At 70.1% G+C, this 12382-nt stretch carries 14 protein-coding genes; 3 read left to right on the top strand and 11 right to left on the bottom strand.

Features of this window, described 5'->3' with window-relative positions:
* Nucleotide 1 precedes the first annotated feature (1 nt).
* Nucleotides 2-970, bottom strand: a complete 969-nt coding sequence (locus QZH52_RS27415) for a hypothetical protein (protein ID WP_301813903.1) — start codon at nt 968-970, stop codon at nt 2-4.
* A 36-nt stretch (nt 971-1006) separates the two neighbouring features.
* On the opposite strand from QZH52_RS27415, the gene QZH52_RS27410 reads away from it, so the two are divergent.
* A complete protein-coding gene (locus QZH52_RS27410; protein WP_286524982.1) occupies nt 1007-2263 on the top strand; it encodes a lipoprotein-releasing ABC transporter permease subunit in 1257 nt (418 codons plus the stop codon).
* Nucleotides 2256-2933 carry a lipoprotein-releasing ABC transporter ATP-binding protein LolD gene (gene lolD, locus QZH52_RS27405; protein ID WP_301813902.1) on the top strand — a complete coding sequence of 226 codons (678 nt, stop codon included), beginning with the start codon at nt 2256-2258 and terminating at the stop codon, nt 2931-2933. Before QZH52_RS27410 ends, lolD begins: the two co-directional genes overlap by 8 nt.
* A 7-nt stretch (nt 2934-2940) precedes the next feature.
* Here the strand turns inward: lolD and QZH52_RS27400 are convergent, their stop codons facing one another.
* Genes QZH52_RS27400 through QZH52_RS27390 form a run of 3 tightly spaced genes read right to left on the bottom strand, consistent with a single transcriptional unit; the run spans nt 2941 to nt 4202 of the window.
* Complete coding sequence (locus tag QZH52_RS27400; protein WP_301813901.1) at nt 2941-3576, bottom strand: protocatechuate 3,4-dioxygenase; 636 nt, start codon at nt 3574-3576, stop codon at nt 2941-2943.
* A gap of 31 nt (nt 3577-3607) precedes the next feature.
* Nucleotides 3608-3751 carry a hypothetical protein gene (locus tag QZH52_RS27395; protein ID WP_301813899.1) on the bottom strand — a complete coding sequence of 48 codons (144 nt, stop codon included), beginning with the start codon at nt 3749-3751 and terminating at the stop codon, nt 3608-3610.
* 10 nt (nt 3752-3761) lie between these two features.
* Nucleotides 3762-4202, bottom strand: a complete 441-nt coding sequence (locus tag QZH52_RS27390) for a carboxymuconolactone decarboxylase family protein (RefSeq protein WP_301813898.1) — start codon at nt 4200-4202, stop codon at nt 3762-3764.
* A 97-nt stretch (nt 4203-4299) separates the two neighbouring features.
* On the opposite strand from QZH52_RS27390, the gene pdxR reads away from it, so the two are divergent.
* Nucleotides 4300-5733 (top strand): MocR-like pyridoxine biosynthesis transcription factor PdxR, encoded by a 1434-nt coding sequence (pdxR, locus tag QZH52_RS27385; RefSeq protein ID WP_301813897.1) that lies wholly within the window; start codon nt 4300-4302, stop codon nt 5731-5733.
* A gap of 18 nt (nt 5734-5751) precedes the next feature.
* On the opposite strand, the gene QZH52_RS27380 is transcribed toward pdxR, so the two are convergent.
* The 7 genes from QZH52_RS27380 to QZH52_RS27350 form a co-directional block, all read right to left on the bottom strand.
* The gene (locus tag QZH52_RS27380; RefSeq protein WP_301813895.1) at nt 5752-6540 is read right to left on the bottom strand and encodes a transporter substrate-binding domain-containing protein; all 789 of its coding nucleotides are present in this window, start codon (nt 6538-6540) and stop codon (nt 5752-5754) included.
* A 49-nt stretch (nt 6541-6589) separates the two neighbouring features.
* Nucleotides 6590-7396, bottom strand: a complete 807-nt coding sequence (locus QZH52_RS27375; RefSeq protein ID WP_301813893.1) for a maleate cis-trans isomerase family protein — start codon at nt 7394-7396, stop codon at nt 6590-6592.
* 124 nt (nt 7397-7520) lie between these two features.
* Nucleotides 7521-8279 (bottom strand): SDR family NAD(P)-dependent oxidoreductase, encoded by a 759-nt coding sequence (locus QZH52_RS27370; RefSeq protein WP_301813892.1) that lies wholly within the window; start codon nt 8277-8279, stop codon nt 7521-7523.
* Between the two features lie 9 nt (nt 8280-8288).
* Nucleotides 8289-9329 (bottom strand): VWA domain-containing protein, encoded by a 1041-nt coding sequence (locus QZH52_RS27365; protein WP_286524960.1) that lies wholly within the window; start codon nt 9327-9329, stop codon nt 8289-8291.
* On the bottom strand, nt 9326-10318 hold the full coding sequence (locus QZH52_RS27360) for a DUF58 domain-containing protein (RefSeq protein WP_301813890.1): 993 nt from the start codon (nt 10316-10318) through the stop codon (nt 9326-9328). The genes QZH52_RS27365 and QZH52_RS27360 overlap by 4 nt, the downstream gene beginning before the upstream one ends.
* Complete coding sequence (locus QZH52_RS27355) at nt 10299-11309, bottom strand: AAA family ATPase (protein ID WP_286524957.1); 1011 nt, start codon at nt 11307-11309, stop codon at nt 10299-10301. Before QZH52_RS27355 ends, QZH52_RS27360 begins: the two co-directional genes overlap by 20 nt.
* 33 nt (nt 11310-11342) lie before the next feature.
* Complete coding sequence (locus tag QZH52_RS27350; RefSeq protein ID WP_301813889.1) at nt 11343-12320, bottom strand: S1C family serine protease; 978 nt, start codon at nt 12318-12320, stop codon at nt 11343-11345.
* Between the last annotated feature and the right edge of the window lie 62 nt (nt 12321-12382).

The following is a 12382-nucleotide window of genomic DNA, read 5'->3' as shown; positions in this document are numbered from 1 at the left end:
GTCACAGCGCCTCGAGGAAGGAGGCCGCCGTCGGGCGGCTGAACAGCCCCTTGGCCCAGGCGGCCAACCCGCGCGGCCGGACCGCGAAGCGCTGCGCGCTGCGGTCGCCGCACAGCGTCAGCGTGACGGCTTCGCCCGCGCTGCAGGCGGCCAGCAGTTCGGCCACCGGCCCGGCGTCGAGGGCCAGCCAGGCCGAGGCCCAGCCGGCGCCGTCGTCGCGCAGGGCAGGGGTGCGCAGCGCATCGGCCACGGTGGGGCTGACCTGCGGCACGGTGAAGCCGGCGGGCAGGCCGCCGGTGCCGCTGAGCCAGAAGGAGTTGATCGGCGGTACGCCGCGGGCGGTGCGGGCGTCGTTCACGCGCTCGGTGTAGAGCAGCATCTGCATCTCGTTCTGCAGCCGGCGCAGCGGGCGCCCGGCGTCGGACAGCGGCGACCACTGCGAGATCGGGAAGCCGACCGCGCGATCGATCGACGCCGTCGCCAAGCCGTCGAAGATCGGGCCCTGCGCCAGCCAGCGGCCCGGCGTCGCCGAGGCATGCAGCGCGATGCCGTCTTCCTCGAAGAAGGGCAGGGCCGCCGCCAGCAGCGCATCGGATTCCTCGGCCTCGATCTCGATCGCGGCCGGGTCGCCCAGCATCACGTCGTCGATGCCCACCTGCCAGTGACACAGCGTGGCGACGCCCCAGGCCTGGCCGCCCTCGGTCGGGCCCAGGCCGGATCGTTTCGCTTCCAGCGCGGCCCAGGGTATGCAGCCATCGGCGGCCGCGATGCCGAGGGCATCTGCCAGCGCGCGCTCGTGCGGCGGCGAGCGGGTGCTGTCGTCCTGGGTGTCCTCGTGCACCCGCGCGAGCCGGGCCAGCAAGGCTTCGAGCTTCGGCAGCCGGAGGCCAGCCAGTGCCGCGCGGCAGGCGGGAGAGCCCCGGCCGGCGAAGGGAATGAGCAGGTGGCGGGCATTGGGGGGTGCGGACATGGGGCCTATTGTCCGGGATGCCACAATTGTTTCCTTATGCGACTCCCCTACGAACTGCAACTCGGCTGGCGTTACACCCGAGCCGGCCGGGCCACGCGGCGCAACGGCTTCATCTCCTTCATCTCCGGCGTCTCGATGTTCGGCATCGCGCTGGGCGTGGCGGCGCTGATCATCGTGCTGAGCGTGATGAACGGTTTCCAGAAAGAAGTCACCGACCGCATGCTCGGCGTGATCTCGCACATCGAGATCTTCTCGCGCGACGGCCAGGCGCTGGGCGACATCGACGCCATCATGGCCGAGGCGCGCAAGAACCCCGAGGTCATCGGCGTCGCGCCCTTCGTCGCGGCGCAGGCGCTGCTGGCACGCGGCGAGGACATGAAGGGCGCCCTGATCCGCGGCATCGACCCGAAGCTCGAGCCGCAGGTGACCGACATCTCGACCACCGCCCAGCAGGGCGCGCTCGACAAGCTGGTGCCGGGCGAGTTCGGCATCGTGCTGGGCATCGAGCTGGCGCGTTCGATGTTCGTGCGGGTCGGCGACCAGGTCACGCTGGTGGCACCCGGCGGCCAGGTCACGCCGGCCGGCGTGATGCCGCGCTTCAAGCCCTTCACCGTGGTCGGCACCTTCGACTCGGGCCACTATGAGTACGACTCGGCGCTGGCGATGATCCACGCCGAGGACGCAGCCCGCGTGTTCCGCCTCGAGGGCCCGACCGGCGTGCGCCTCAAGCTCAAGGACCTGCACCAGGCGCGCGAGGTGGCCGACCAGCTGGCGGCCACGCTGCCGGGCCAGTTCCTGATCCGCGACTGGACCCGCGCCAACAAGACCTGGTTCGCGGCGGTGCAGGTCGAGAAACGCATGATGTTCATCATCCTCACGCTGATCGTCGCGGTGGCGGCCTTCAACCTGGTCTCGACCCTGGTGATGACGGTGACCGACAAGCGCGCCGACATCGCGATCCTGCGCACGCTGGGCTCCAGCCCGAAGAGCATCATGGGCATCTTCGTGGTGCAGGGTGCGATGGTGGGCGTCATCGGCACCCTCGGCGGGCTGCTGCTGGGGCTGGGCATCGCCTACAACATCGATGTCATCGTGCCGGCGCTCGAACGCCTGTTCCATGCCAGCTTCCTGCCCAAGGACATCTACCTGATCAGCAAGATGCCGAGCGATCCGCAGCGCGGCGACATCCTGCCGATCACCATCATCTCGCTGGTGCTGGCCTTCGCCGCCACGCTGTACCCGAGCTGGCGCGCCAGCCGCGTCAACCCGGCGGAGGCCCTGCGCTATGAATGACGTGGTGTTGAAGGTCCGCGGGCTGACCAAGCGCTTCCACGAGGGCCGCATCGATCTCACCGTGCTGCATGGGGTCGATCTGGATGTGCATGCCGGCGAGACGCTGGCCATCGTCGGCGCCTCCGGCTCGGGCAAGAGCACGCTGCTGCACCTGATGGGCGGGCTCGACGCGCCGACCGCGGGCAGCGTCGAGCTGCACGGCGAGAACATCGCCCATGTCGATGCCGCCAAGCAAGGCCGGCTGCGCAATCGGCACCTGGGTTTCGTCTACCAGTTCCATCACCTGCTGCCGGAGTTCAGCGCGCTCGACAACGTGGCGATGCCGCTGAAGATCCGCCGCACCGCGCCGACCGAAGCGAGCGCTTCGGCGGTCGCCATGCTGACGGCCGTGGGCCTGGGCGAGCGGGTGCAGCACCGGCCGGCGGAGCTGTCGGGCGGCGAGCGCCAGCGGGTGGCGATCGCGCGCGCGCTGGTCACCGCGCCCGACTGCGTGCTGGCCGACGAGCCCACCGGCAACCTCGATCGCGCCACCGCCGACGGCGTCTTCGCGCTGATGCTGCAACTGGCGCGCGACCGCGGCACCGCCTTCGTGATGGTGACGCACGACGAGAGCCTGGCGGCACGCTGCGACCGGGTGCTGCGGCTCACCGCAGGGCGGCTGGCCGACTGACGGCGGATCAGGCGGCGACGACGATCGGAAAGCTGGCCTTCCAGCCGTCCGGCGCGCGCTCGAAGGGCACGGTGAGCGCGGCGCGCTCGGGCTCCGAGAGGCGGCGCCAGAGCCCGTCGCGCGCATTGCCCGGCGCGCCTTCCACATAGAGCTGGGTGGTCAGCAGTTCGCGCGTGCCCAGCTTGACCTTGAAGTGGATGTGGGGCGTGCGCCCGGTGTAGGGCACCGGCCGGAGGGTGCGGAAGCGATAGCGTCCGTCGGCATCGACCGCCACCCGCCCGAAGCCCTGGAAGGCGCGATCGGCGCGGTCGCCGTCGCCCGGGTGATGGTAGTGGCCGGCCTCGTCGCACTGCCAGATCTCGACCTGGGCGCCGCGCAGCGCGCGGCCGTCGAGGTCGGTGACCGTGCCGTCGACCCAGGCCGGCTGGGTGGTGGCGTAGTTCAACGCTCCGTTGTGCAGCAGGTCGCCATCGGTGTCGGCCGGCAGCGTCACCGGATAGAACGGGCCCTCGGTCTGCGAGGGTGTGGGTCGCCGCGGCGCCGCGGGCTGCGCGCGAGCGCCAATCCAGAAGGCCGGCAAGGCGATCACTGCGGCGGCGATGCTGCGTCGGGGCAGGCCCCGGGAGCTTGGCGAGGTGTTCATGGCACGTCGAGCAACGCCTGGGAGGGGCGTTTCAGCGCGATGCTACTCGCAAGCAACGGCGTCTGTGGGCCGCAGCTGACCTTTGCGCCAGCCGCGCCACCAGCACCAGCGCGATGCAGCCCGCGCGCCAGCCGGATCCGGCCAGCGGCAGCGAGGCCAGCAGTGGTAGGAGCATGGCGCGCCGCCTACACGGTCAGGGTCTTGCGGAAGCCGATCGACAGCCGGTTCCAGCTGTTGATCACGCCGATCGCGAGTGTCAGGTCGACCCGTTCGCGCTCGCTGAATTCGGCACTCAGGGCGTCGTAGTCGGCATCGGGCGCGTGGTGGGTCGCCACCTGGGTGAGGGCTTCGGTCCAGGCCAGGGCGGCCCGCTCGCGCGGCGTGAAGAAGGGCGTCTCGCGCCACACCGGGACGGCATACAGGCGCCGCTCGGTTTCGCCCTTCTTGCGCAGGTCGCTGGCGTGCAGGTCGACGCAGAAGGCGCAGCCGTTGATCTGCGAGGCGCGCAGCTTCACGAGGTCGAGCAGGGCGGGTTCGAGGCCCAGCTTGCCGACCGCCACCTCGAGCGCGATCAGCGCCTTCAGCGCGTCGGGGGAAGCCTTGTAGAAATCGAGACGTTGTTCCATGGTGTTGCTCCGTTGGGTGAGGGGGATGGCGTCATGCTAAAAAGCCCCGACCCCTTCGCGGGCGGCCAATCCGGGCCATTTGCAGGAGTCCAATCGCATGGAGTTGCACGTCGTCATCGACGGTGACAAGGACCTCGCCGGTCAGCTCTACCGGCAGCTCAGGGATTCGATCCGGGCCGGCCGGCTGGCCGCGGGCGAGAAGCTGCCGCCCTCGCGCCTGCTGGCCGAGCAGCTCGGCCTGTCGCGCAAGACCGTGTCGGAAGCCTATGCGCGGCTCACCTTCGACCGGCTGCTGGTCGGCCGCGTCGGCAGCGGCACCTTTGTCGCCGACAGCGCGCGGTCCGCGCCGCCGCCGGCCGCGAGCCCGTCCTTCGCCGGCGCGGCCGTCGCCGAGCGCTGGCGACGCATGGACACGCCGCTGCGGCACCAGGCGCCGGCCGGCCACTCGCGCTACGAATACATCGGCGGGGCGCCCGCGCGCAGCCTGTTCCCGCACGCCGAATGGCGCCGCTGCGTGCTGCACGCGCTGCGCGAAGGGGCGCGCTCGCGCGGCCTGTACGGACCGGTCGAGGGCATGCCGGTGCTGCGCGAGGCGATCGCCCGGCACGCCGCCTTTGCGCGCGGCGTGCGCTGCGGCGTCGATGACGTCATCGTCACCAACGGCGCCCAGCAGGCGCTCGACCTGGTGGCCCGGGTGCTGGTCGAGCCGGGCAGCCTGGTGGCGGTGGAAGAGCCCGGCTATCCGCCGGCACGCCTGCTCTTCGCCGCCCAGGGGGCCGAGGTGGTGGGCATTGCGGTCGATGCCGAGGGCCTGCAGGTGGACCGGATCCCGGACGGCACGCGGCTCATCTACGTGACGCCGGCGCACCAGTTTCCGCTCGGCATGCCGATGAGCCAGCGCCGCCGCGAGGCGCTGCTGGCCCGCGCCCACGCGATCGGCGCGATCGTCATCGAGGACGACTACGACAGCGAATTCCGCTACGAGGGGCGACCGACCGACTCGCTGCAGAGCATGGACACGCGAGGCAGCGTCGCCTTCGTCGGCACCTTCTCGAAGACCCTGTCGCCCGAACTGCGGCTGGGCTATCTGATCGCGCCGCCGGCGATCCTGCAGGCAGTCTGCATCGCCAAGCACCTGAGCGACTGGCACACGGCCACGCCGGCCCAGTGGGCGCTGGCCAAGTTCATCGCGGACGGCGGCCTCCACAAGCACATCCGGCGCTGCCACGCGGTCTATGCCGAGCGGCGCGAGCGCATCATGCGGCGCTTCGACGGTGACCTGTCGCCGTGGTTCGAACGGGTGCCGGCGACCGCGGGCATCCACCTGGCGGCGATCTGCAGAAAGCCGATCGACATGGACACCCTGCCGAGGCTGGCGCGCCGGGTCGACGTCGGGCTCTACCCGCTCGAGGTCTTCTCGCACTTCGGGGCGCCCCGCCAGGGCCTGATGCTGGGCTTCGGCGCGATCGACACCGACGACATCGATCCTTCGCTGGACCGTGTCCGCGACATCCTGCTGCAGATGGGCTGAGCCCTCTGCCGCGATCGTCTACATCGGGATGTCGCCCACCGCGCGGCCCAGCCACCGGGTCGACATCTTGTCCGACTCGCCCGACTTGCGGGCCTCGACCACGATCTCGTTGATGCGCTCGCGCAGCTTGTCCTCGCCCTTCGGCACGCCGATGAAGTTCGGGCTCTGGCTCAGCATCAGCTTGTTCTCCAGGCCCAGTTGCGGCTGGTTCTGGATCAGCTTGGAGACCGCCGGCTGGCCGCTGCCCACCGCCGCCACCTGGCCGGCACCCATCGCGGTGATGGTGGCGGCATGGTCCTCGAAGCGCATCAGGTTGGCGCCCTTGGGCAGCACCTTGGTCAGCTCCTGGTCCTCGATGGTGCCGCGCGTCACGCCCACCGACTTGCCGTCCAGATCGGCGAAGCTCTTGATGGCCAGCGTCTTGGGCGCGAACACGGCGCTGATGAAGGGCGAGTAGGCAGCGGCCGTGAAGTCGACCACCTTCTCGCGCTCGGCGTTGCGCGCCAAGGTCGAGATCACGATGTCGACCTTGCGCGTCTGCAGGTAGGGCACGCGGTTGGTGCTGGTCACCGGCACCAGCTCGGCCTTGACGCCGAGCTTGCCGGCCACGTAGCGCGCCATGTCGATGTCCAGTCCCTGCGGCTGCAGGTCGATGCCGACGAAGCCGTAGGGCGGGTAGTCGGTGGGCACCGCGATGCGGATCACGCCGGACTTGACGATGTTGTCGAGCGCGGTCTGTGCCTGGGCGCCGCCGGTGGCCAGCAAGGCGCAGGCCGCGGCGCAAAGAAGACGTCGAAAGGGTTGCATGGCGAAGTTCCTCGGAGAGTTGGAAAGCAGGTGGAGACGAAACGGGTTGTCAGGCCCCGGGCGCGAGGCGGCCGTCGAAGAGCTGCCCGTAGCCGGGTCGGGCGCCCGCGATCTGCAGCAATTCGAGGCAGTGCCAGAACGAGGCCTGCACCGCCGAGATGACCGGCTTGCCGAGCGACTGCTCCAGCGCCTCGATGGCGCCGACCGAGCGGAAATTGGTACAGCTGATGAAGATCGCGCTGGCTTCGGGATGGTCCACCGAGCGAACCAGGTCGTAGACCTGCGAGAGCGGCACCTCGGCCAGCGCGCGGTCCTCGTCGATGCGCAGGTTGGCATGGCGCACGACGGGGTGTCCGTTCTCTTCCAGGAATCGGATCGCCTTGGCGTGCACCGCGTCCACATAGGGCGTGGCGAGCGCGACCTTGCCGGCCGCGACCTTCCTGAGCGCCGCCAGCGTGGCGGTCGATGCCGTGTTGATCAGCGGCCCGGGCACCCACTGCTTCATCTTGGCGATCAGCGCATGGTCGTAGGCGGTGCCGTGCAGGAACGAGGCGCTGGTGCCGCCGAAGCACAGCAGGTCGATGGGAGCCGAGCCCACCAGGCGCGCGGCCTGCGCCAGCTCGGGCGAATCCATCATCTGCTCGATGCCCTCTACCGTCACCTTGGGCAGCTTGATGCGCGTGGTGTGGACCGAAACGCCGGGCGCCGCCATGGCGGCCCATTCGGCGTCCATGACGATGCTCGAGGCGATGTAGATCAGCCCCAGGCGGCACAGCGTGCCCGAGCCGTCGAATCGAAAAGAGGGCGTTGCAGGGGGCGCGAAGGGGTTCGCTTGTTGTTCGCCCGTTCGAATCATCTCGTCCAACTCCATTGCTTATGCGATGGAGTCGATGATGTGGGCGCGGCGCCGCGCTAGAAAGTCGCCTTTTCCTTGCAGCTGCATCGGCTTTTCCGATGCCCGGCCGCGAGGGCCCCCGGCCCTATGCCGCGATCGAGTAGCCGCCGTCGACCGGGATCGCGGTGCCGGTCACGAAGTCCGACGCCGCGCTGGCGAGGAACACCGCGATGCCCGCCAGGTCTTCGGGCCGGCCCCAGCGGCCGGCCGCGGTGCGGGCCACCACCCGTTCGCTGAGTCCCGGCACCTGGGCCCGCGCGCCATCGGTCAGGTCGGTCTGGATCCAGCCCGGCAGCACCGCGTTGACCTGGATGCCGTCGGCCGCCCACGACGCGGCCATCGCGCGGGTGAGCTGCACGATGCCGCCCTTGCTCGCGCCGTAGGCCGGCGCATACGGCGCGCCGAAGATCGACATCATCGAGCCGATGTTGATGATCTTGCCGCCGCCGGCCGCCCGGAGGTGCGGATGCGCGGCCCGGCAGCACAGGAAGGCGCTCGTCAGGTTGGTGTCCATCACCTGGTGCCACTCGGCCAGCGCGAGCTGGTCCACGGGCTTGCGCACCGTCGTGCCGGCGTTGTTGACCAGGATGTCGAGCCGGCCGCAGCGTGCCGCAAGCTGCTCGAAAAGCGCCGCCACCGAGGCTTCGTTCGTCACGTCGGCCTCGAGCGCGAAGCTGTCGCTGCCCGCCGTCTTCAAGGTTTCGACGGCCGCTGCCGATTTCTGCGCATTGCGCGCCGCCACCACGACGCGCGCACCCGCCCTGGCCAGGCCCAGCCCCATGCCGAGGCCGATGCCGCCATTGCCGCCCGTGACGAGCGCGACCTTGCCCGCGAGATCGAACATCCGTCGTCCCTACAGGATGCGGTTGAACCAGAGCAGCGACAGGCCGGCCGACAGCAGTGCCAGCGCGGCGGCGCCCATCGCGAACAGGGCGGAGATCTCGGTCTCTTTCTTCTCGACCGTGAGCCGCGAGCTCAGCGTGTTGTAGACCTTCTTGAGGTCGTTGGCGGTGCCGGCATAGAAGTACTCGGCGGAGGTCTTGTTGGCGATCGCCTTGAGCGTTTCCTCGTCGAGGCGCACCCGCATCGACCAGCCCTCGAAGCCGATGGTCTCGCCGTCGACCGTGCCGATGCCGACCGTGTAGACGCGCACGCCGCGCTCGGCCGCCACCTTGGCCGCATCGAGCGGATCGACGCCGGTGGTGCGCTGGCCGTCGGTCAGCATGATGATCGCCGCCGAGGTGTAGGAGCCCGGCGCAACCGGCGTGAACTCCTTCGGCGGCGGCTTGCCGGCGCGGTCGATGGCGACGCCGGTCTGGCGGCTCTTGGGCGAGAAGTCGGAGATGTCGATGCCGGCGTCGGGGAACAGCGTGGCGAGCGACACCACGATCGCATTGCCGGTGGCGGTGGCGCGCTGCAGCTGGAAGGAGTCGATCGCGGTCACCAGGTCGTCGCGGTTGGTGGTCGGCAGCTGCGCCACCTGCGCGCTGCCCGCGAAGGCGACGATGCCGACCTTGACGGTGCGCGGCAGTTCCTTCAGGAAGCTCTTGGCCGCCTCCTGGGCGGCCACCAGCCGGTTCGGCTGGACGTCGGCCGCGCGCATGCTGCCCGACACGTCCATCGCGAGGATGATGGTCTGCTGGTTCGACGGCAGCACCACCACCGCCATCGGCCGCGCGGCGGCGATCAGCATCGCGGTCAGGGCCAGCAGGAACAGCAGCGGCGGGATGTGGCGCCGCACGCTCTGGCCGGCGCTCATGGCCTCGCGCACGATCGACAGGCTGGCGAATCGCAGCGCCAGCTTCTTCTTGCGCCGGATCAGCCAGAGGTACAGCAGCACCAGCAGCGGGAGCGCCAGCAGCAGCCAGAGAAATTGAGGCCAGAGGAAGTTCATGCGGCCACCATCTTGGAGTTCGATTGTCCGCGCCTGACGCGGCGCTTGCGCATGTCCGCGAAGCGCACGATGGCTTCGACCAGGTCGTCCGCGGTCGAGAGCTCGAGCGCGTCGACTCCGATCTTGGCCAGCGCTTCGCGCAGGGCGGCTTCGCGCTCGGCGGCGATGCGCGCGAAGCGCTTGCGAAAGCCCGCGTCATGCGTGTCGACCCACAGCTGCTCGCCGGTCTCGGCATCGCGCAGCGGCACCAGGCCGAGGTCGGGCAGCTCGAGCTCGAGCGGGTCGAACAGGCGCACGGCGACCACGTCGTGGCGCTGGACCAGGTGCGACAGCGCCCGCTCCCACCCGGGCTCGGTGACGAAATCGGAGACCACGAACACCGTCGAGCGGCGCGGGATCAGCACGGCGGCGGACTTGAGCAGGTCGGCCAGCCGGGTCATGCCCTTCTGGTCGGGCACGCGCTCGGCCGAGCGGCGCTCCATCGCATGCAGCAGGTGCAGCACATGGCGCCGGCCGGTGCGCGGCGGAATGACGGCTTCGACGTCGTTGCCGTAGACCATCGCCCCGACCCTGTTGCCGTGGCGCGTGAGCAGGCGTGCGATGACGCCGACGAAGCCGGCGGAGATCTCCCGCTTGGCCCTGACGCCGGAACCGAAGTCGACCGAGCGGCTCAGGTCCAGCACGAACCAGGCCGCCATCTCGCGGTCTTCGGTGAAGACGCGCACGTGCGGCGTCTGCAGCCGCGCCGTGACGTTCCAGTCGATGTGGCGCACGTCGTCGTGGTGCTGATACTCGCGCAGGTCCGCCAGGTCCAGGCCGGTGCCGCGCATCAAGGTGCGGTAGTCGCCCTGCAGCAGGCCATCGAGCCGGCGGATCACTGTCCATTCGAGGCGGCGCAGCGCCCGCTCGACGCCGCTGGCCGCGGCCTCGACCGCCGCGAGCCGCTCGTCGTTCGCGGCTTTGCCGCGCTTAGGCCACCAGCTTTTCATGCTCTAGCGGCTTGGCTGGCGCGGGCACGGCCCGCATGATCCGGTCGACCAGGCTGTCGGGCGTCAGCCCCTCGGAGAGGCCCTCGTACGAGAGCGTCACGCGATGCCGCAAGACGTCGGGCACCAGCGCGGTCATGTCCTCGGGCAAGGCGTAGCTGCGGCCGCGCAGCAGGGCCAGCGCGCGGGCGCCCTGGGTCAGGTTGATGCTGGCGCGCGGGCTGGCGCCGAAGGTGATGAAGCGCCGCATGTCCTTCAGGCCGTGCTTCTCGGGGGTGCGCGTGGCCGACACCAGCCGGACCGCGTACTGGATCAGCGAGGGGTCGACATAGACCCGCTGGGCCTCGGCTTGCAGGACCGCGAGCTGGTCGGTGGTCGCCACCGGCACGGCCTCGACCGGCGGGCCGATCACGCGCTCGACGATCACGAACTCTTCCTCGTCGCTCGGGTAGTCGACCAGCACCTTCATCATGAAGCGGTCGACCTGCGCCTCGGGCAGGGGATAGGTGCCCTCGGTCTCGATCGGGTTCTGGGTCGCCATGACGAGAAAGGGGCGAGGAACCTTGTGGGTCTCGCCGGCGATCGTGACTTGGCGCTCCTGCATGACCTCGAGCAGCGCGCTCTGCACCTTGGCCGGCGCCCGGTTGATCTCGTCGGCCAGCAGCAGGTTGGCGAACACCGGGCCCAGCGAAGTGCTGAACTCGCCGGTCTTCTGGTTGTAGATGCGGGTGCCGACCAGGTCCGCCGGCACCAGGTCGGGCGTGAACTGGATGCGCTTGAACTGGCCGCGCACGGTGTCGGCCAGGGTCTTGACGGTGAGTGTCTTGGCCAGTCCGGGCACGCCCTCGACCAGCAGGTGGCCACCGGCCAGCATCGCGACCATCACGCGTTCGAGAAAGCGGTCCTGGCCGACCACCACGCGCTTGACCTGATAGAGGATCTGCTCCATCAGCTCGGCCGTGACCGGGGAGGGCGATTCGAACTCTGTGCTCATGGTGGGCGCTTTCATCGGTGAGGGTCGATGGGATCAGAAGGGTGGCGAGCCGGCGGCGGTGGCGGCGTTCTCGATCGGCACCGCGAAACCGATGCCGATGAAGGTGCGCTGCTGGGTCGGGTTCAGGATGGCGGTCACGATGCCGAGCACCTCGCCGTCCATGTTGATCAGCGGGCCGCCCGAGTTGCCGGGGTTGGCGGCCGCATCGAACTGGATCAGGTTGCCGAGTTCCTGCTTGCCTTCGGGCGAGCGGAAGGAGCGGTTGAGGCCGGACACCACGCCGGCCGAGACCGACGGGCCGATGCCGAAGGGGAAGCCGACCGCCACCACCTGGTCGCCGGGCATCAGGTCGGCGGTCGAGCGCATGGTGGCCGGGATCAGGTCGTCGGGCAGCTTCTGCGCCTGCAGCACGGCCAGGTCGTTCTCGGGCTGCAGGGCGGTGATGGTGGCCGGCGATTCGAGGCCGTCGGCGAAGGTGACGCGGATGCTCTCGGCGCCCGCGACCACGTGGAGGTTGGTCAGGATCACGCCCTTGTCGACGATCACTACGCCGGTGCCGACGCCGCGCTCGATCTGCTTGCCGGGCACTTCGTCGGTGGCTTCGGGCGGCTTGCCCTTGGCCATGTTGCGGCCGCGCTTCTCGGTCTTGGCCTCGGGCGTGGTCTTTTCGGTGCCGTAGCCCACCACGCGCACCACGGAGGGGCGGATGATCTCTGCCGCCCGGGCCGCGGGCGAGGGCAGGGACTGGGTCTGCAGGGTGCGCAGCACGGCCGCGTCGATGTCCTTCTGGGTCAGCGCCTGCGCGCCATGGCGGGGCCACAGGTAGGCGCCGGTGCCGCCCATGGCGACGATCATGGCGAGGAGCATGCCGAAACTGCGCCGGCCCGGTTGCCAGGGCGGCCGGGGCGTCTTCGTCGGGGCCTGGGCCGACTCGACCTCGGCGGACGCACCGGGTGCGGCCGCATCCTGCGGCCCTCGGGGTGAGCGGCTGTAGAAAGCAGGCCTGCGCATGGGCACCTCCGGGCAAAAGAGAGTCGGCGTAGCAATCACGGTAGCACGCTTTCCGCGGCCTT

It is taken from the genome of Variovorax ginsengisoli, from assembly GCF_030486595.1.
In the GTDB taxonomy this organism is placed as follows: domain Bacteria; phylum Pseudomonadota; class Gammaproteobacteria; order Burkholderiales; family Burkholderiaceae_C; genus Variovorax; species Variovorax ginsengisoli_B.
This window is presented reverse-complemented; position numbering and strand designations above follow the sequence as displayed.

Excerpts from the sequence above, each read along its gene's own strand:
- QZH52_RS27415 (WP_301813903.1), bottom strand. The coding sequence starts at position 970 with ATGTCCGCACCCCCCAATGCCCGCCACCTGCTCATTCCCTTCGCCGGC.
- QZH52_RS27410 (WP_286524982.1), top strand. The coding sequence starts at position 1,007 with ATGCGACTCCCCTACGAACTGCAACTCGGCTGGCGTTACACCCGAGCC.
- lolD (WP_301813902.1), top strand. The coding sequence starts at position 2,256 with ATGAATGACGTGGTGTTGAAGGTCCGCGGGCTGACCAAGCGCTTCCAC.
- QZH52_RS27400 (WP_301813901.1), bottom strand. The coding sequence starts at position 3,576 with ATGAACACCTCGCCAAGCTCCCGGGGCCTGCCCCGACGCAGCATCGCC.
- QZH52_RS27395 (WP_301813899.1), bottom strand. The coding sequence starts at position 3,751 with ATGCTCCTACCACTGCTGGCCTCGCTGCCGCTGGCCGGATCCGGCTGG.
- QZH52_RS27390 (WP_301813898.1), bottom strand. The coding sequence starts at position 4,202 with ATGGAACAACGTCTCGATTTCTACAAGGCTTCCCCCGACGCGCTGAAG.
- pdxR (WP_301813897.1), top strand. The coding sequence starts at position 4,300 with ATGGAGTTGCACGTCGTCATCGACGGTGACAAGGACCTCGCCGGTCAG.
- QZH52_RS27380 (WP_301813895.1), bottom strand. The coding sequence starts at position 6,540 with ATGCAACCCTTTCGACGTCTTCTTTGCGCCGCGGCCTGCGCCTTGCTG.
- QZH52_RS27375 (WP_301813893.1), bottom strand. The coding sequence starts at position 7,396 with ATGATTCGAACGGGCGAACAACAAGCGAACCCCTTCGCGCCCCCTGCA.
- QZH52_RS27370 (WP_301813892.1), bottom strand. The coding sequence starts at position 8,279 with ATGTTCGATCTCGCGGGCAAGGTCGCGCTCGTCACGGGCGGCAATGGC.
- QZH52_RS27365 (WP_286524960.1), bottom strand. The coding sequence starts at position 9,329 with ATGAACTTCCTCTGGCCTCAATTTCTCTGGCTGCTGCTGGCGCTCCCG.
- QZH52_RS27360 (WP_301813890.1), bottom strand. The coding sequence starts at position 10,318 with ATGAAAAGCTGGTGGCCTAAGCGCGGCAAAGCCGCGAACGACGAGCGG.
- QZH52_RS27355 (WP_286524957.1), bottom strand. The coding sequence starts at position 11,309 with ATGAGCACAGAGTTCGAATCGCCCTCCCCGGTCACGGCCGAGCTGATG.
- QZH52_RS27350 (WP_301813889.1), bottom strand. The coding sequence starts at position 12,320 with ATGCGCAGGCCTGCTTTCTACAGCCGCTCACCCCGAGGGCCGCAGGAT.